This window comes from Clostridium nitrophenolicum, assembly GCF_055391695.1.
The window spans coordinates 4,472,527-4,492,631 of sequence record NZ_AP042469.1 but is presented as its reverse complement, the minus strand read 5'-3'; the positions used below and the strand labels follow the sequence as shown (position 1 = coordinate 4,492,631).

Genomic DNA, 20,105 nt, shown 5'->3' with positions numbered 1-20,105 from the left:
ATTATCAATTGTCCTCTAAAAAAATTACGTCGTAATTTTCTTATGGGGTGAAAATTTTGATAGATACCGTATACTTTACAGCATTAATATTAATAACCATTAGAATGTTTTGTTTTTTCGTTATAGTTCCTGTATTTTTCCCAAATGGTACCCCAAACGCTGTTAAGGTAGGATTAACCTTAATTATGGCATACATATTAATACCGGGAATTGACTATTCAGGAATACATACTATAAATGACAATTTACCATTTATAATTAACTGCTTAAATGAAGCGGCAGCAGGATTGACATTGGGATTTATTACAAACTTATGCTTTATGCTTATAAGATTTGCAGGCAATCTTATAGACCTGCAGGTTGGATTTGCAATGATGACTATCTTTGATCCTACATCAAGTAGTAATACTACTTTAATCGAACATTTATTGTATTGGTTTAGTATTGTAGTTTTTTTTATAGTAGATGGACATCATATGCTCATTAAAGCTTTAATGGAAAGCTTTAGTGTTATAAAAGTAGGACAATTTTTTTTAAGTCAAAATTCAATAAATATAATTATAAAAGTATTTATCGAATATTTTGCAATAGCTTTGAAAATAGCAATACCAATAGTATTGATAATTCTCATAACGGATTTGACTATGGGACTAATTGCAAGAACTGTTCCACAGTTAAATATAATGATACTCGGTCTTCCGGTAAAAATACTTGTAGGGCTTGGAGCCTTTTGTTTTGCACTACCTATATTTTTAAGAATAATAGAAAATTCTTTTTATGGAATACCGGATGCAATAAGAGGATTTTATAAAACAATACCTATACTTATAATATTCGCATCAGATGACAAAACTGAAGAGGCTACCCCTAGAAAAAAGAGTGAGGCCAGAAAAAAAGGTCAAGTAGCTAAAAGTAAAGAAATAGCTTTATCACTGACTCTATTAGTATCTACGGTTGTGTTATTAAGTTTAGGGGGGTATGCAGGAAATCAACTTAAAGGGACTATGATTGCTTTTTTAAATAATTACATAACAACAGCGCTGACTTACGATAGCGTGCAGAAAATTGCCTTTATAGTAGTATGGAGAATTGGAATAATATTTTTGCCAATTGTCGTTCCTATTATGCTCATGGGAGTCTTGGCAAATTTTCTTCAGACTGGAGCTTTAATTACCTCAGAGCCATTAAAGCCTGATATTTCTAAATTAAATCCTTTAAATGGTTTAAAGAGAATCTTTTCTATGAGAACTGTAATGGAATTACTTAAAGACTCAGCTATAGTTATAGTGGTAGGCTATGTAGGTGTTAAATACGTGATTAGTAACTATATGTATATACTTTCACTAGGAGATTTAAAGCCAGCTGCGGTAATGGAAGCTGTAGGGAATCTTACAATAGGCATTTTCTTTAGGATAACAATTATAATGATTGTTATAGCAATTATAGACTATTTATATCAAAGGTTTCAGTACAATAAGGATTTAAAAATGTCTAAACAAGAAGTAAAGGAAGAATATAAGCAAGATGAGGGAGACCCTCAGATAAAGGGTAAGATTAGACAGAAACAAAGAGAAATGGCCATGAGAAGAATGATGCAGGAAGTACCTAAAGCTACAGTAGTTGTGACAAATCCGACACATATAGCAGTAGCCTTAGGTTACGAGGAAGGACAAAGTGCTCCTACAGTTTTAGCAAAGGGTGCTGATAAAGTGGCTATAAAAATAAAAGAAATAGCTAAAGAAAATGAAGTACCTATTATCGAAAATAAACCTTTAGCTAGATTGATCTATGAACAGGTAGATTTAGAAGAGGAAATTCCTGTTGAAATGTATCAAGCAGTAGCAGAGATACTGGCGATTGTATATAAGATTAATAAGAAGAAAAATTAAGTTATAAAATTAATAATTATCAATTGTGAATTATCATATGAGGTGATATTTTGGAAAACAGCAGAAAAAGGTTTAGTCTAAAAAATAATATGGATATAATAATGGCCTTTGTGGTTATATCTGTAGTACTTATGATTATAATACCACTTCCACCGGAAATATTGGACATACTGTTATCTTTTAATATTACTATATCAGTAGTAATTATACTTTTAACACTGTTTACAACAGAAGTACTGCAGTTTTCTGTATTTCCAACGTTACTACTTATAACAACTTTGTTTAGACTTGCTTTAAACATATCTTCAGCAAGGTTAATATTAAAGGACGCTTATGCAGGAGAAGTAATAAATGCCTTCGGTAGTTTTGTTGTTGGAGGAAACTATGTTGTTGGTATAATCATATTCTTAATTATAGTAATTATACAGTTTATTGTAATCACAAACGGTGCTGGTAGAGTATCAGAAGTATCTGCAAGATTTACACTTGATGCTATGCCAGGTAAACAGATGAGTATAGATGCAGATTTAAATGCAGGTTTAATTGACGAAATGGGAGCAAGGGAAAGAAGAAAAAGATTGCAGCAGGAAGCAGATTTTTATGGAGCAATGGATGGTGCGTCTAAGTTTATTAAAGGAGACGCCATAGCAGGTATTATAATTACAGCAATAAATATTATTGGAGGTATCATCATAGGAGTTGTGATGATGAATATGGATGCCTCTACAGCTGCACAAACTTATACAAGACTTACTATAGGAGATGGTCTTGTAACACAAGTACCAGCACTATTAATATCTACAGCTTCAGGTATATTAGTTACTCGTTCAGGTAATGATGAAAACTTTGGTAATTTGGCAATAAGACAGTTAACAGGATTTCCAAAGGTTATAGCAATAGCTTCAGTAGTGCTTTTATTCTTATCTATTATACCAGGACTTCCACACTTATCCTTTTTTATTTTAGCAATAGCCTGTGGAATATCTGCATATCTTCTATATAAAGAAGAAAAAGAGAAGGCTATAGAGCAAACTGAGATAGAACAGCAGGAAATAACAGAAATAGAAAGTAAAGAGCCAGAAAATGTTATGAGCTTAATTTCTGTTGAACCTATGGAGGTAGAAATAGGGTATGGACTTATCCCACTGGCAGATGAGGTTTCAGGTGGAGATCTTCTTCAAAGAATAACCTCTGTAAGAAGACAGTGCGCTATAGAAATGGGAATAGTGGTACAACCTATTAGAATAAGGGACAATCTTCAGTTAAAAACCAATGAGTATGTTATAAAAATTAGAGGTACAGTAGTAGCAAAAGGAGAGCTTATGCCTAATATGCTTCTTTGTATGGATCCTACTAATGGAGAAACAGAGATTCAAGGAATAAGAACAATTGAGCCATCCTTTGGATTACCTGCAATCTGGGTGAACAAAGATCAAAGAGAAGAAGCAGAAATAAAGGGACTCACAGTGGTAGATCCGACTACTGTTATGGTTACTCACTTAACTGAAACTATAAAAAATCATTGTTATGAGCTCCTTGGCAGACAGGAAGTTAAGTTAATTGTAGATTCTGTAAAAGAGAAGTACAATACCGTTGTAGAAGAACTTATACCAGATCTTCTAACTATAGGAGAGCTGCAGAAAGTACTTCAGAATCTTTTAAGAGAAAGAGTGCCAATCAAAGATATGGTAACAATAATGGAGTCTTTAGCAGATAATTCTAGAACTACAAAGGATATCGAAGTGTTAACTGAATATGTGCGATTTGCACTTGGAAGAAGTATATGTAATCCTATGGTAGACGATGGTGGAGCAATTACAGTAATTACATTAAATCCAGAAATTGAAGATTTAATAAGTAATAATATACAAAAATCAATGCAAGGCTCATTCCCGGCAATAGATCCGGAAGTTACAGGAAGGATATTGAATGCATTAAAGGACACTCTAGATTCAGTATATTTTTATGAAAACCAACCAGTGGTTTTGGTCTCACCAAAAGTAAGACCAGCTTTCAGAAGGCTGATTGAGATGGTTTTTCCAGCAGTAAGTGTTTTATCACTTAATGAAATACCTAATGATATTGAGATAAAAACCGAAGGAGTGGTTTCAATATAATGATTATAAAGAAATATACCGTAAATAACATGAATGAAGCACTAACTCGAATAAGATATGAACTGGGAAAAGATGCAATCATAGTAAGCCAGAGAAAGATTAAAAAAGGTGGTTTTTTAGGTTTATTTTCAAAGAAAATGATTGAGGTTACTGCAGCAATAGATAACAATAAAAGTAGCAGCAAGGAAAGCATGGAAGAAGGAATTGAAGCAGTAAAGAGATTGATGAAAAATAAAGTAAGTGAGCATAAAAATAAATATAATGAGGAGAATGAAGCCTCTAAGCATATAAAAGCTCAGGATAGTCCGAGTAAAGATAATGAAGAACTTGTAAAAGAAGTACAAGAAATGCGGAGTATGCTTAAGGATATGATGAACTCATCCTTAGCTGTTAATACACCAAAAAGCGAACTTCACATGAAACTTGAGAGTAGTGATATTGATAGCAAAATTATTAGTGAAATTGTGAAAATGGTAAATGAAATTAGTGACGATAGAACAGAGGAAGAAAAGCTTAAAGAAATAGTAAATAATATGGTTAAAGTATCTGAAAACAAAGAAGAGAATGTAATAGTATTAGTTGGACCTACAGGTGTTGGAAAGACTACAACTATAGCTAAGCTTGCCGGAAGACTTTCACTAATTGAAAATAAGAAAGTCGGACTTATAACTATAGATACATATAGAATAGGAGCAGTTGAACAGCTTAAAACATATGCTGACATAATGAACATACCTTTTAACGTAGTATTTACCATTAAAGATATGCAGTCTGCATTAGAGAGTATGTCAGATTGTGATGTTATTCTTGTTGATACTACTGGAAGAAGCAGCAAAAACACCATGCAGATTTCCGAGCTTAGAGCCTTTATTGATAAGGTGAAAACAGAAAACATACATCTTGTTATAAGTTGTACTACAAAAAATAAAGATATTGATGTAATAGTAAATGGATATAAACCCTTAAACTATAATAATGTAATAATTACAAAACTAGATGAAACCTCTACTTATGGTTCTATATTAAACATAGTGGAAAGTGCAAAGAAGCCTATAAGCTTTATTACAACAGGTCAGAATGTACCAGATGACATAAAGTTACTGACTGCTGAAGAAATAACAAAACTTATACTAGGAGAGGATAAAGTATGTTAGATCAAGCTCAGAAATTGAGGCAGCTAGTACAGCAGCAAAATAAAGACAGTAACGAACAAAGAGAAAACATATCGAAGCCTAAAATAATTACTGTAACTTCTGGTAAAGGTGGAGTGGGAAAAAGCAATTTTGTAGTAAACTTATCTATTGCTCTTCAGAAAATGGGAAAAAGAGTACTAATATTTGATGCAGATATGGGACTAGGGAACGATGATGTACTTATGGGATTTTTGCCTAAATTTAATGTTTATGATGTAATATTTGGTAGTAAAGAAATAGAAGAGGTGTTAGTAGAAGGACCTTTTGGAGTAAAACTGCTTCCAGGAGGTACAGGTGTTTCAAAAATTGAGCAAATGACTGACAAACAAAGAGATAGTTTTTTAGCTAAGTTAACATGTTTAGAAGACCTCGATTATATTATTATGGATACAGGTGCTGGTGTTAATAGAGACGTACTTGGTTTTATTTCTTGCTGTGAGGAATTAATAGTAATAACTACACCAGAACCTACTTCCCTTACAGATGCCTATAGTTTGCTTAAAGCTGTAAGCCATTTTAAGATAAAAGATAACGCAAAGGTTATAGTAAATAGAACTATAGAATCAAAAGAGGGTGAAATTACTTTTAACAAGTTTAATAACGCTGTATCAAAGTTTTTAAATATCAATTTGCAGTATTTAGGATATTTATCAGATGATAAGAAACTTGTTCAAGCTGTCCGTAAGCAGCAGCCCTTTTTAATTAGCTATCCTAATTCTGATGTAGCTAAAGATTTAAACTACATAGCAGGTAAAATTATAGGATTAGAAACGGACAAAAAAGGAAGCAGTGTACAGGATTTTTTTAAGAAGATTTTTAATATTTTTTCATAAGGGGTAGGTTTTAATGAGCGACAATGTGGAGTTCCTAGTTAATCAGAGAATAGAAATAGAAATGGAAGATGGAATCTATAAAAGCAATATTCAGGATGTAACAGATGAGTATATTGGAATAAGCATACCAGTAAATGAGGGAAAGTATGTACCACTTAAAAAAGGTGATAAGGTAAGATGCCTTTATTACTATAATAAGGACATTTATAGATTTGAAACTGTAGTTTCAGGAAGAAAAATAGACAAACTTCTAATAATAATGTTAAAAAGACCAGAAAAGGTAGTGATGTATCAGAGAAGAAACTTTGCAAGAGTACCTTTGATGGTTAATATATATTGTGGAATACTAGAAAATAGCAAGAAAATTGAGAATATAGGCAATAATCAAATTGAGTTCTTTGATGCATACTCACTTGATATAAGTGGTGGGGGATTAAGACTAGCAATAGACAGAAAATTTGAGAAAAGACTTAACTTAGGAAGTATGCTGATGATGACTATTCCACTTAGTGATGAAAATCTTACAATAAAAGGGAAAATTGTGAGAGTAGAAAATGACAGGAAAAATCCTAAAATTATTTGTGGAGTGACCTTTGTAGATTTAGATAGATTAACTAGAGAATCTATAATAAGGCTGGTTTTTAAAACTATGAGAGAGCAGATGAAGAAGGGACCAAAGGGGGAGTAGCTTCATGTCACTAGTTGATGGTTTAGATGTAAAGGAAGAACTGGTTAAGAAGTATATACCATTAGTTAAATATATAGCTTCGAGAGTAATAATAGGAAAAACTAAGTATATAGAGTATGAAGATCTAGTAAGCTATGGAATGCTTGGACTTATGGATGCAATAAATAAATTTGATGAAACAAGAGGAATGAAGTTTTCCACATATGCATCTATAAGAATAAAGGGAGCAATGATAGACGAATTAAGAAAGAATAGCCCTATATCAAAGGGAGCTATGGATAAGCTAAACAGATATAATGATGCAGTAGAAAGACTTCAAAAACGATTTGGAAGAGAGCCGTCAGATGCGGAAATAACTGCAGAACTTAAAATTAGCCTAAAAGAAATGATGGAAATCGAAAACTATATAAACTATATATCAATTGTGTCTTTAGAGGACTTAATATTTTCAGAAGAAGATGATATTCCTCTTATTGGCACTATTCAGGACGATAAAAGTCCAAGCCCTGAGAAAACTCTTGAAGAGAAAGAAGAATTAGAATATTTAGCTAAGGCAATAGATCTGCTAAATGAAAAAGATAGGACAGTTTTGTCTCTATATTATTATGATGGACTCACATTAAAGGAAATTGGACAGGTATTAAGTGTTTCAGAATCTAGAGTATGTCAGCTTCATAGTAGAGCAATAGTTCATTTGAGAAAAGCTTTGGTTAAATTGAAATACATAAGTTAGAAGGATATCCTTCTAACTTATATATTAATAAAATTACAAAAATTTAAATTTAGGAGGAGCTATGACTGCGGTTGGGCTTTTGTTAATAGGAATACTGCTAATAGCGCTAAATATTAATGCTATTAGAAAGGAAAAGAGAACCTTCAGTAATGTTTTGGAACATAGTGAAAACAGTATGAAGGATTATGATTTGGAGATAGGAAAGCTTAGAAAAGAATTTGCAGAAACAGTTTTGGAGCTGCAAAGGGAGATTGAAGATTTAAAAGCTGATAGAGAACTAAGTGAAAATGATATTTATATAGAAGATAATCATAGAAGCGATAATAAAGAAAAAACAGAAGATAATTATAAAAATGAAGATTATATACTAAATAAAATGGACGTAGAATACGAAAATATTAGTGGTAGTAATGATGTAATTAATAGTATAGATACAAATGAGAACAATACATCTGTCAATTATTTAATCGATGATAGTATGCCTATAAATGACATAGATGAGAATAATACAGAAGAAGAAAATATAAATAAAAATAATGAAGCTTATGAGAAAAAAGGTAGCAGCATAAAACGTAATAACGTAAAAGTGGATGAAATAAGTAAGCTTTTAGATGAAGGTTTATCTGTTGATGAAATATCAGAAAAGATAGGTATTGGCAAGGGGGAAGTACTATTAATAAAAGAATTATACATAAAGTAAAGGTTATAATAGCTTTTTTAAGTGACAGAAGAATTTTGATAGGAATAGGTATAGGCATTGTCATAGCTACAACAGCTATGGCAGGAGCTAAAGTCAACTATCAATTGAGCAAAAGTCAAATTGAAGATAAAGCTAGATCCATGGGAATGATGTATCCAGACGAAGTAAAGGTCATTAATGATAAGGGAGTGAGCAAATGATAAGAGGGCTTTATACTGCAGTATCAGGAATGATAACGCAGGAGGCAAAACAGGATGTAATAACAAGTAACTTAAGCAATTCAAATACTGTAGGATTTAAACAAGACAACTTAGCTATCAGAAGATTTGATGATGTTTTATTAGAAAACTATGATAAAGTAGTTGGTGGAAAAAATGTAAGAAATGAAATAGGAACTCTTAGTCTTGGAAGTAGAGTAGACTCAGTAAATACAGATTTTACTCAAGGGATGATACAGGATACAGGAAAACCTACTGACTTTGCTATTGATGGGAAAGGATTTTTTACTGTTCAGCGAAATGATGGAATTAATAATGGACAATACTACACAAGAGATGGTCACTTTCACGTAAATATGAGAGGAATTCTTGTAAATGATTCTGGAGATGCAGTAATCGGAAGAAATTTAGCAACAAATCAGTTAGAGCCGATAAATGTAGGTGATGGTAAATTAACTAGTGATGTTAATGGCAATATAAGTATAAATGATAATAAAATGTATAAATTATATACAGTAGATTTTAATGATTATAATAGTATAAAGAAGATTGGAGACAATCTTTATCAAGGTAATAACGCTGTAGAAAATAATGCTATAATCAAACAAAATTCATTAGAGAAATCCAATGTAAATGTAATAAATGAAATGACTAACATGATTACTACTATGAGAAGTTTTGAAACAAATCAAAAAATTATACAATCATTAGATGAAACCTTAGGAAAAGCAGTAAACGAAGTAGGGAGCGTTAGATAGATATCCAACCTGAGTGCTTAACTAATTAGCGGTATTCATAGGGGTACCTTGATTAAGTCAATTATCGAAGTTGGATATCTATATTTACTAGAAGAGAGGAGAATTTGTATGGTATTAAGATCTATATGGACTGGTAGAAGTGCTATGAATGCTCAGCAGCAAAAGTTAGATAGTATTTCAAATAATATTGCCAATGTCAATACTGTAGGATATAAAAGAGAAGAGGTTAGTTTTCAGGATTTAGTTTATGATAGCTTAAAAAGGAAAGGGTATCCTACTAATGACAATAAAAATACTATTCTAAACGGTACAGGCGTTAAGGCTGGAAATTGGATAAGAGATGTTGAACAAGGTAATTTACGAAGTACAGACTCCCCAACAGACTTTGCAATAGACGGAGAAGGATATTTTAGAGTTACGCTGCCAGATGGATCTAAAGGGTATGAAAGAGCGGGAAGCTTTAATATAAATTCAAATGGTGAGCTTGTAGATAAAAGTGGTAATAGATTAGATATGGAGTTTACTGAGGAAGGACAAAATTTACTTAGTTCGGGAGTGGGGCTTACAAATGATAATTTTTCCGTAAAGGAAGATGGAGAGATATATTTAAATTATAATAATAACAGTGTTCATTACGGTAAAATAAATCTTTATAATCCGGTAAGCCAAGAGTCATTGAATTCTATAGGACAAAATCTATATGTGTTAAAGCAAGGTGCACAAATGAATGGAACAACAAAGGCAAATATACTTCAAGGATTTGTTGAAGACTCTAATGTAGATGTTGGAAAAGAGCTTACGGAAATGATAGTAGCACAAAGAGCTTTCGAAATGGGATCAAGAGCGTTAAAAACCGGTGATGAAATGTGGGGAATGATAAACAATATGAAGGGTAGATAGATTTTTGTAAACAAAACACTTGTATCCACATATAATATATTGATGTATGTTATTTTTAGGAGGAATTTTGAGTGGATACAAGAAAAAAATCCTGTAATAAAAAAGATGACAAGAATATGTATTACCATTGCCCTATGATGTGTTGTATGTACATGCAACCAATGATGGAACCACAACATGTGCGTGATATGGATGACAGGCGCCACATGGAACAAGGTCCTGAACATGATGATCAGAGTCATGTTCATTATCGTCATGATGAGTATAATTACGATTATATGCCTATGATGGATATGGAGTTCCCAATGATGGGAATGCAGCCTATGTATCAGCCAATGCAGGGACCTATGATGGATAGGGAGTTCCCAATGATGGGAATGCAGCCTATGTATCAGCCAATGCAGGACCCAATGATGGATATGGTATCTCCAATGATGGGAATGCAGCCTATGTATCAGCCAATGCAGGACCCAATGATGGATATGGCATCTCCAATGATGGGTACACAGCCAATGTATCAGTCAATGCAGGACCCAATGATGGATATGGTATCTCCAATGATGGATACACAGCCTATGTATCAGTCAATGCAGGACCCAATGATGGATATGGCATCTCCAATGATGGATACGCAGCCTATGTATCAGTCAATGCAGGACCCAATGATGGATATGGCATCTCCAATGATGGGTACACAGCCAATGTATCAGTCAATGCAGGACCCAATGATGGATATGGTATCTCCAATGATGGGTATGCATAATATGTATCAGCCAATGCAGGAAACAATGATGGATATGACATCTCCAACAATGAATATGGAATATGAAAAACAACCTATGATGGTAGAGAACATATCTGAAGATCTTGTTGATGTAAAGATAAAAACTGTAGATATGGAAGAAATAGAAGGCTAAGATAAGATGTACTCCATTGAGTTTATAAAAATACGTATTGTCACAATTCTATTTGCAAAGTAAAAAGGTTAAACACTTACAATATATACTTGTAATTTGTATGTATTGTAAGTGTTTTTTATATTAATGTTAAATCTTATTTTCTTGTTGACATTGCAGCTGTTAGTTGTGGAATAACCTGTTTCTTTCTTGACATAACTCCAGCTGCGTAAGCGCTATTATTTTCAAGAGTTACTCCAAAGGCTCTCTCAACTGCATCTTTATAAGGACCTACAGCAATTAATTCTGAGCCGCCTTCTAATATATCAGTTACTAAAAGCAATATTAGTCCAAATCCTTCAGACTCACATCTCTTTTCCATTAACTGGAGCATATCCTTTCTTACCACTTCAAATCCTTCAGTATCCATAGTTGAAATTTGACCAACTCCAACTTTAATATCATTCATTGTAAATGGTTTAAAGTCTTGGTTAAGTATTTGCTCTGGTGTTTTTCCTTCTAATGATGAACCGGCTTTAAACATTTCCTTTGCAAATTTTTCAAGATCTATATCAGCTATACTTGCTAATCTCTTTAGTACAAGCTCGTCTGTCTTAGTTGATGTAGGTGATTTTAATAATAGCGTATCTGAAATAATAGCTGCACATAAAAGACCAGCGATTTTCTTAGATGGTCTTATTCCATTTTCGAAGAATATAGATGCAACTATCGTACAAGTACATCCTACAGGTTCATTTCTAAAGTATATAGGGTTGCCTGTCTGAACAACTCCAATTTTATGATGATCAATAATTTCTACGATTTCAGCATCTTCAAGACCATGAACGGATTGAGCCTTTTCATTATGATCTACAAGTATTACTTTTTTCTTATCCTTTGAGATTAAGTGGTATCTTGAAATACTTCCAACTATTTTATTTTCAGCATTTACTACTGGATAGCTTCTATATCTAGTTTGAAGCATAACTTCTCTTACATCATCAATTAAATCATCAGTTTTAAAGGATACTAGGTTATCCTTAGTCATTACATAGCTAACTGGAATACTTTGAGTTATTAATCTAGATGATGTAAAAGTATCATAAGGTGTTACTATTACTGAACACTTAACTTCTTTCGCTTTTTCTAGTATTTCATCACTTACACTATGATTACCAGTAATTATCATAAGAGATGCATGACCGTTAATAATAACTGTTTGAGCATCTTCTCTATTACCGCAAATTACAATGTCTCCTGCATCTATAAATTCTTCAGCATTTTCAGGCTCCATAGCAGCAACTACCACTTTACCAGTGAATTTTGGATTATCTTCTGCCGCATATATACACTTAGCTGAAAGAGTATCTAGTATATTTTCAAGACTTGTGCCGCTTTTTTCAATTACATTAGTATCCCATATATCCATGTAGCAGGAAGTTATATTTGATTGAGAAGCTAAACCTACTAGTGTATCTTCATCATCAACTACAGGAAGGGTTTTTACATTATTTTTTCTTATCATTGACCAAGCGGATTTCAATGAAGTATCAGGGCTTATAGGAGTAACATTATCAATATCTAAATCAGCTATCTGTGTCTTAACAGTCTCTATTAATTTTGGTGCCTTAACACCAAAATAGTCAAGTGCGAACTGAGTTTCTCTACTCACATCTCCTAATCTAATTGGGAGTGCATTTACTCCAATTTTGTTTTTAAACTCTGCATAAGATATAGCAGAACAAATAGAATCTGTATCAGGATTTCTATGTCCTGTTATGTATACAACATCATTCATTACATTTTCCTCCTAAGTTATAGGGGTTCTAACTTCAAAATTAACTTCAGAGTTAATTTCCCTATTAATTTTAAATTTTTAACTCTTAGTTAGTAAAAGATACTAACATAGAGTAATTATTATTAATTACATATATTATTATATACAATACTAATATTTTATCAAACATATTTTAGGAAAAATGTGATGCATTTTTTTAGTTGAGAGTTGACAACTGACAGTTGACAGTGAAGGTGAGTTTTCCTCCTTACGTCGGAAAATAAGAAATATGTGACACAGTTTTTATAGGAAAAGTAACTAGAAAGTTAGCTTATACATATCACGGCGTATAAGCTGACTTTCAGCCTAGTCCCCTATATAGGGTCTTGTGTCGTAAAATTCTTATTTTATGACGTAAGGAATAAAATAATCATAATAACAATATACCATCTCATATACTTAAATAATGAAGGGCAAAATCTTTTTAAGGGGTGATAAATTTGATTAACGAAAGGGATCTACATGATGGACTAACACAAGCTGAAGCCGCGAGAAGGCTTAAAAAATATGGACCAAATAGATTGGAAAAGAAAAATAAGGTATCTCCCATTAAAATATTTTTCTCTCAATTTAATGACTTTATAGTCTGGGTTCTTATTGTTGCTACAGCAATATCAGGCTTTATGGGAGAAAAAGCAGATGCAATCACAATACTAATAATTATAATAATGAATGCTGTTTTAGGGTTCATACAGGAGTATAAAACTGAAAAGTCCTTAGAAGCCCTTAAAGAACTAGCTGCTCCTACTGCAAAAGTAATAAGAAGTGGAGTATTAAGAGTAATAAATGCAGAGGAACTGGTTGTGGGAGATTTATTAATACTTGAAAGTGGAGATAGAATTCCTGCAGACTGTATGCTAGTAGAAGACAGTAACTTTATGGCTGATGAATCACTACTTACTGGTGAATCTGTCGGAGTTGAAAAGAGTTCAAGAACTAAAAATAGCTCAATTTATATGGGAACTATTGTGCTTACAGGAAAAGGCAAGGCAAGGGTAATACAAACTGGCATGAAGACAGAAATGGGTAAAATAGCAGGCATGCTTCAGAGCATAGAAAATGATAGATCACCATTAAAAGAGAAGCTTACACAGCTTGGAAAAGTACTAGTTATACTTTGTATTGTTATATGTGTAATAGTAACTTTAACCGGTATATGGCGAGGTCAAGATAAGTATCAAATGTTTCTACTAGGAGTAAGTTTGGCTGTGGCTGCTATACCAGAAGGACTTGCAGCTATAGTTACAGTTGCACTAGCTCTTGGAGTTTCCAGAATGCTTAAAAGAAATGCATTAGTTAGAAAACTTCCTGCTGTTGAGACTTTAGGATGTACTTCTATAATATGTAGTGATAAAACTGGAACTCTTACAGAAAATAAGATGACAGTTAAAGCTATGTATTTTAATAGCAAAATTTATTATGTGGACAAGGAGTCTATTCCGGAAAATTTATCATTAAAGAAAGCTTTTACATATTGCAACGATTGTAATTTTGATAACAGTGGAGACAATATTGCAAAAAGTCTCTTTGGTGATCCAACAGAAACTGCTCTAATAAAAGCCTTCTTCAAAGAAAATAAAGAATTAAAAGGTTTTTTGGATAAAGCAAGAAGAGTCTACGATATTCCCTTTGATTCAGATAGAAAGATGATGTCTGTAATAATGAATGAGGGCTCAAAGGAAATATGTTATGTCAAAGGAGCTCCAGAAAGAATAATAAATAAGTGCAAATATATATTAGACAAAGGGGAAGTAAAGCTACTTACATCTGATTATAGAGATAAGATATTAAAGGCAGTAGAAACTATGTCCTTCGATGCATTAAGATGTATAGCTGGAGCTTATAAAGATACTGGTATCGTTAAAGGAAAGGGATTAGAAGATAATCTAATATTTATAGGTGTAGCGGGAATTATAGATCCACCAAGAAAAGAGGTTAAAGATGCAGTTTTAAAGTGTAAGATGGCAGGTATAAGAGCAGTTATGATAACTGGAGATCATAAGAATACAGCTTTTGCTATAGGAAAAGAACTGAACATATGCAAAAATCAATCAGAAGTTATCACGGGAGAGGAACTGGATAAGTTAAACGATAAACAGCTGAGTTCAAAGGTTGATGCTGTCTCCATTTTTGCAAGAGTAAGTCCACATCATAAGTTAAGAATTGTAAAAGCTTTTAAGTCTAAAAATAAGATTGTTGCAATGACTGGGGATGGTGTAAATGATGCACCAGCAGTTAAAGAGGCGGATATAGGTATATCAATGGGTATATCTGGTACTGATGTGACTAAAGAAGCTTCATCTATGATACTCTTAGATGACAATTTTGCAACTATTGTTTCTGCTGTAGAAGAAGGAAGAATAATTTATGATAATATAAGAAAGTTTATAAGATATCTTCTTTCCTGTAATTTAGGAGAGGTTTTAACTATGTTTTTGGCATCTCTCTTCTATTTAGATACACCACTGCTTCCTATACAAATATTATTGGTTAACCTTGCAACAGATGGGCTTCCAGCTATAGCATTAGGAGTAGATCCTCCCGATAGTGACATAATGAGTGGAAAGCCAAGACCTAAAAATGAAAGTATATTTGCAAGAGGATTAAGTGAAAAGATAATTGTTAGAGGATCACTTATTGGAGTATGCACAGTACTTGCTTTTATTGCAGGTAGGTACTATGGTTATGATTTAACTACATGCAGAACATTAGCTCTTTCTACATTAATAATGTCTCAGTTAATACACGTATTTGAGTGTAGATCTGAAAGACATTCAATATTTGAGATAAAGATATTTACAAATCCTTATCTTGTAGGGGCGGTAGCTATTTCTATAACAATGCTTTTATGTGTACTTTATGTTCCATTTATGCAATCAGTATTCCATACTGCGGGACTTAACTTAGGACAGTGGGGCATAGTAGTATTCTTCTCAGGTATAATTGCATTAATTAACAGTTTGTATTTGTACTTCAAATAATATTTTATATATAGGTTAACTTTCGGTCTTAGACTCCTATAAAATAAAAATGGAATTGCATATGCAATTCCATTTTTATTTTACCCTTTGAACTTTTTGTACTCTTTGAATTTTGCCTTCCATTGGAACAAGGTCCTTCTTTGTAGTCATGTTTCTAATATTTATGAGTTCAATTTGTTCACTGTTTTGCTTTCCTTTTTTACCTTTAAGTCCTTGAGCTAATACTAGATTGCCTTGAGTTACAGGAATAAATTCAGGTTTTTTAAACCATCTATTTCTTGTATAAGCACATTTAACTATATTTTTACTTCTATCAGGTCTAACCAAAAGAACAACACTTAATTTATGAAATATCCATAATATAGTTTTCTCAGCAACTTTTACAGATACTACAGTACCCTGTACCTGAGTTAGTCTATCTCCATATTTTTTTAAATAAGCTTTTGAATAGTATTGAGCAATTTTTTCTTTGAAACTCATGTCTTTAACTCCTTTACGATATATATATTTTATTGAAATGCTGAGCAACCAGCAGTAATTCCAAGTAGAATTTTATGTATATTATAACACAGTATTGTGCTTTTTAAAATATAATCAGTTATTTTTATTATAGTTTTCCCTTTTGTAGCCTTTAGATGTAAAAAAGTATAAATGTTTTTTCTATTTTTTGTGCCTAAATATTATTTTTAAGAATATTATTATAGTAAGCGGTGAAAGGGGGATAGTATATGAAGAAAGAATTGACACCACAGGAGGTTATATACGACTTCAATTTTGATAATATCCATGTAAGAGAAGAGGTTAATAATATACCTGAGTATGACGAAGTGTATAAGAAAATAAAAACAGCTTTAGAAATAGATAAGGAAGGATACAACGTTTATCTTATAGATGACTTTTCAAAAGATAAGTTAGATTCTATAATGGAATTTATCAAACAAAACCTAGAAAATAGAGGTAAACCTCAGGATATATGCTACGTTGTAAAAGATGATGAAAAATACCCAAGAGCTTTATTTCTGCCAGGTGGTACAGGAAAAAAACTTAAGGAAACTCTTGAAAGTGTGCAAAAGAGCTATGCGGAAATTACCTATGAGTTTTATAATGGATCTGTAAGTAAGGAAAAAGAAGAAATAGTGGAAAATCTCCAACAAAAAAGGAGCGATTTAATAAATAAACTTGTTAAAATGGCAGAGGAAGATGGTTTTACAGTAAGGCCTACTCAAAATGGATTTTCTTTCATTCCCTTAAAGGATGAAGGAGAATTAATGAATGAAAAGGAATATGATTCTTTAGAGGTTAAAGAAAAAGAAAGCATATTAAGCAAGGTAAGCACTTTGAAGAGCAACGCTCAAGAAATAATTGAAGAATTAAGGGAAATGGAATTAAGTGAAATTGAAAAGATAAGAAGTATTATGGAGGAATATTATAATAAAGAGGCAAAAGACATTAGAAAAGAATATCTAGATGAGTTTGCCGAGAATATAGAGGTTATAGAATTTTTAGATGATATTTGTGACAATATAGAAAAGGGAATCAAAGATATATATTCTATAAGTTATGATGATGATGAAGATGAGATAAATGAAATAATTTACAAGTATGTAGTAAATGTTATAGTTGATAATAGTGACAATAAAATTCCGCCAGTGATTTTTGAAGAAGATCCTAGTATTAACAATCTCCTTGGAAGTATAGAATATGAAAATAAGAATGGAACCTATATTACAGATATAAGTTTAATTAGAGGAGGATCATTTTTAAAAGCAAATGGAGGTTGCTTGGTATTAAGGATAAGCAGTCTTTTAACTAATCCGGCAGCATATTATTATTTTAAAAAATCTCTTATAAGTGGAAAGGTAGATCTTGATTATAACAGAGGATACCTTGAGCTCTTATCTCTTAGTGGTCTTAAGCCAGATCCTATAAAATTTAATGAAAAAATAATACTTATAGGGGACTATGAAACTTATGACTTGCTTTATTCTTATGATGAAGATTTTAAAAAGATATTTAAAATAAGAGCAGAATATAAATCTGTGCTAAAAATAGATAATGAAACTAAACAGGCCTTTTTAGGAAAAGTAAATACTATATGCAAGAGTAACAAATTAAACCCACTTTCAGCTGGAGCTATGAAAGAGCTAGCAAAATTTTCATCAAGAAAAGCGGAAAATAGAAATAAGCTATTTATAGATGATCATGAGCTGGGAAGGGTTATAATGTTATCTAACAGTAAGGTAAAGAATGATAACAGAACTCAAATTGAAGGCAATGATATCAAAGATACGGTGTACGATGAAGAGCTCATAGAAAGGGAGATTGGTGAAAGTTATAAAGAAAATAAGATATTCATAAATGTTAAAGATAAGCTGGTGGGTCAGGTAAACGGCCTATCTGTTATAGATACTGGATATTTCAGCTTTGGTAAGCCAATAAGAATAACCTGTTCTTGCTATAAAGGAAATGGAAATATATTAGATGTTCAAAAAGAAAGTGATTTAAGTGGGAAAATTCACAATAAAGCCATAAACACATTAAAAGGTTATATGAACACACTAATTGGCGGGTATGAAAAATTACCTGTAGATTTTCATTTAAGTTTTGAACAACTATATGGAAAGATAGATGGAGATAGTGCTTCCGTAGCTGAAGTTGTATCAATGGTTTCAGCTTTAAGTAAGATAGGAATAAGGCAGAATATAGCAGTTACTGGATCAATAAATCAATTTGGAGAGGTTCAACCAATTGGTGGAGTAAATGAAAAAATAGAAGGCTTCTATAAGATATGCAAATTAGTAGATAAGGTAGAAGGTAAGGGTGTGCTGATTCCTGAATCTAATATAGATAGTCTTGTGCTAAATGGTGAAGTGGAGGAAGAGATTAGAAAGGGGAATTTTCATATATATTCGATGTCCTGTATAAAAGATGCTTTAGAAATATTGATGGGTGAAGAGGCGCTTGGATATAAAGAAATAATGAATGATGTAGAGAAGGAAATTAAGAAGTATACAGGTAAACGAGTAACTAGAAAAAAACAAGAAGAGTAAAAAATTGACTTACACCCAGGGATATATTTATAGTCCGGGGAGTAAGTCAATTTTCTAGTTTAGGACCTTATATAAATAAACAATTTTAAACATTAAATCTAAAGTGAACTATATCTCCATCCTGCATAATGTACTCTTTTCCTTCAAGTCTGTAATAACCTTTTTCCTTTGCTGCAGCTTCTGAACCTACTTCTACTAATTTATCATATGAAATAATCTCTGCTCTTATAAAGCCTTTTTCTATATCAGTATGAATTTTTCCTGCAGCTTGAGGTGCTTTAGTTCCTTGCTTTATAGTCCAAGCTCTTACTTCCTGAACACCAGCAGTTAAGAAGCTCATAAGACCTAAAAGCTTATAGCTTGCGTGTATTAATTTATCAAGTCCAGCTTCATCTAAGCCATACTCGCCAAGCATTTCAGTTTTTTCTTCGCCTTCAAGGACAGAAAGTTCCTCTTCGATTTTAGCTGAAATGATAATTACTTCTGAGCCTTCATTTGCAGCATATTCTTTAACTTTTTTTACATATTCGTTTTCTAAGTTTCCTGAAACTAAATCATCTTCAGAGATATTTGATACATATAGTACAGGTTTAGTTGTAAGTAAAAAATATCCTTTAGCAAGATCTGCTTCATCATCAGTCAATTCTAAAGTTCTTACAGGTTTACCTGCTTCTAGATGATTTTTAATCTTTAGCATTAACTCATAATCAGCTTTTGCTTCTTTATTTCCACCTTTAGCTAGCTTAACAACTTTTTCTATTCTTCTATCTATCATTTCTAAATCTGAAAAAATAAGCTCAAGGTTTATAGTCTCGATATCACGGATAGGATCTACAGAACCATCCACATGAACAACATTAGGGTCATTAAAGCATCTTACCACATGAACTATAGATTCAACTTCTCTTATATGTGATAAGAACTTGTTTCCAAGACCTTCACCTTTACTTGCACCTCTAACTAGTCCAGCTATATCATAGAACTCAATAGCTGTATATATTTTCTTTTTTGTATTATACATTTTTTCGAGTACATCTAATCGTTTATCAGGTACGCTAACTACTCCAACGTTTGGTTCAATTGTACAGAATGGATAGTTTGCAGATTCAGCTCCTGCTTGAGTTATAGCATTAAATAAAGTACTTTTTCCTACGTTCGGCAGTCCTACAATTCCAAGTTTCATTTGTGTACATTCCTTTCTTAAATTATATTAAATTTTAAGTTTCAAATCTATGAACTAAAAGTTTACACTTTTCCATGATTTTCACACTAAAATACAAAGGTTTCTAAATTACCTATTAAATTATACTCT

16 protein-coding genes are annotated in these 20,105 nt (G+C 32.3%); 13 read left to right on the top strand and 3 right to left on the bottom strand.

Translation table 11 applies throughout. From position 1 onward, the window contains the following. Positions 1-56: 56 nt before the first annotated feature. The 11 genes from ACZ5N4_RS21295 (at position 57) to ACZ5N4_RS21245 (ending at position 10,946) form a co-directional block, all read left to right on the top strand. Complete coding sequence (locus ACZ5N4_RS21295) at positions 57-1,889, top strand: fused FliR family export protein/FlhB family type III secretion system protein (protein ID WP_464204494.1); 1,833 nt, start codon at positions 57-59, stop codon at positions 1,887-1,889. Positions 1,890-1,978: 89 nt separating this feature from the next. Then, positions 1,979-4,006 carry a flagellar biosynthesis protein FlhA gene (flhA, locus tag ACZ5N4_RS21290; protein ID WP_464211022.1) on the top strand — a complete coding sequence of 676 codons (2,028 nt, stop codon included), beginning with the start codon at positions 1,979-1,981 and terminating at the stop codon, positions 4,004-4,006. Then, positions 4,006-5,160 carry a flagellar biosynthesis protein FlhF gene (flhF, locus tag ACZ5N4_RS21285; protein WP_464204493.1) on the top strand — a complete coding sequence of 385 codons (1,155 nt, stop codon included), beginning with the start codon at positions 4,006-4,008 and terminating at the stop codon, positions 5,158-5,160. The genes flhA and flhF overlap by 1 nt, the downstream gene beginning before the upstream one ends. After that, entirely contained in the window at positions 5,154-6,032 is an 879-nt protein-coding gene (locus ACZ5N4_RS21280; RefSeq protein WP_464204492.1) for a MinD/ParA family protein, read from the top strand. The genes flhF and ACZ5N4_RS21280 overlap by 7 nt, the downstream gene beginning before the upstream one ends. A gap of 13 nt (positions 6,033-6,045) precedes the next feature. Further along, positions 6,046-6,720, top strand: a complete 675-nt coding sequence (locus ACZ5N4_RS21275) for a flagellar brake protein (protein ID WP_464204491.1) — start codon at positions 6,046-6,048, stop codon at positions 6,718-6,720. A 4-nt stretch (positions 6,721-6,724) separates the two neighbouring features. After that, entirely contained in the window at positions 6,725-7,453 is a 729-nt protein-coding gene (locus tag ACZ5N4_RS21270; RefSeq protein ID WP_464204490.1) for a FliA/WhiG family RNA polymerase sigma factor, read from the top strand. Positions 7,454-7,514: 61 nt separating this feature from the next. Next, complete coding sequence (locus tag ACZ5N4_RS21265; RefSeq protein WP_464204489.1) at positions 7,515-8,153, top strand: DUF6115 domain-containing protein; 639 nt, start codon at positions 7,515-7,517, stop codon at positions 8,151-8,153. A gap of 35 nt (positions 8,154-8,188) precedes the next feature. After that, positions 8,189-8,353, top strand: coding sequence for a hypothetical protein (locus ACZ5N4_RS21260; RefSeq protein ID WP_464204488.1), 165 nt, complete (start codon positions 8,189-8,191; stop codon positions 8,351-8,353). After that, positions 8,350-9,129: a flagellar basal-body rod protein FlgG gene (locus tag ACZ5N4_RS21255; RefSeq protein WP_464204487.1), complete on the top strand. Its 780-nt coding sequence runs from the start codon at positions 8,350-8,352 to the stop codon at positions 9,127-9,129. Before ACZ5N4_RS21260 ends, ACZ5N4_RS21255 begins: the two co-directional genes overlap by 4 nt. Positions 9,130-9,237: 108 nt before the next feature. Then, positions 9,238-10,029, top strand: a complete 792-nt coding sequence (locus tag ACZ5N4_RS21250) for a flagellar hook-basal body complex protein (protein WP_464204486.1) — start codon at positions 9,238-9,240, stop codon at positions 10,027-10,029. A 71-nt stretch (positions 10,030-10,100) separates the two neighbouring features. Continuing rightward, complete coding sequence (locus tag ACZ5N4_RS21245) at positions 10,101-10,946, top strand: hypothetical protein (protein WP_464204485.1); 846 nt, start codon at positions 10,101-10,103, stop codon at positions 10,944-10,946. A gap of 136 nt (positions 10,947-11,082) precedes the next feature. On the opposite strand, the gene ACZ5N4_RS21240 is transcribed toward ACZ5N4_RS21245, so the two are convergent. Continuing rightward, positions 11,083-12,723 (bottom strand): putative manganese-dependent inorganic diphosphatase, encoded by a 1,641-nt coding sequence (locus ACZ5N4_RS21240; RefSeq protein ID WP_464204484.1) that lies wholly within the window; start codon positions 12,721-12,723, stop codon positions 11,083-11,085. Positions 12,724-13,202: 479 nt separating this feature from the next. On the opposite strand from ACZ5N4_RS21240, the gene ACZ5N4_RS21235 reads away from it, so the two are divergent. Continuing rightward, positions 13,203-15,743: a calcium-translocating P-type ATPase, PMCA-type gene (locus ACZ5N4_RS21235; protein ID WP_464204483.1), complete on the top strand. Its 2,541-nt coding sequence runs from the start codon at positions 13,203-13,205 to the stop codon at positions 15,741-15,743. Between the two features lie 75 nt (positions 15,744-15,818). Here ACZ5N4_RS21235 and ACZ5N4_RS21230 read toward each other — a convergent pair whose 3' ends face one another. Continuing rightward, on the bottom strand, positions 15,819-16,223 hold the full coding sequence (locus tag ACZ5N4_RS21230; protein WP_464204482.1) for a hypothetical protein: 405 nt from the start codon (positions 16,221-16,223) through the stop codon (positions 15,819-15,821). A 248-nt stretch (positions 16,224-16,471) separates the two neighbouring features. Between ACZ5N4_RS21230 and ACZ5N4_RS21225 the strand changes: the two genes are divergently transcribed. Next, positions 16,472-18,793, top strand: a complete 2,322-nt coding sequence (locus tag ACZ5N4_RS21225; protein ID WP_464204481.1) for an AAA family ATPase — start codon at positions 16,472-16,474, stop codon at positions 18,791-18,793. 85 nt (positions 18,794-18,878) lie between these two features. On the opposite strand, the gene ychF is transcribed toward ACZ5N4_RS21225, so the two are convergent. After that, complete coding sequence (gene ychF / locus ACZ5N4_RS21220; protein ID WP_464204480.1) at positions 18,879-19,976, bottom strand: redox-regulated ATPase YchF; 1,098 nt, start codon at positions 19,974-19,976, stop codon at positions 18,879-18,881. Positions 19,977-20,105: the final 129 nt, after the last annotated feature.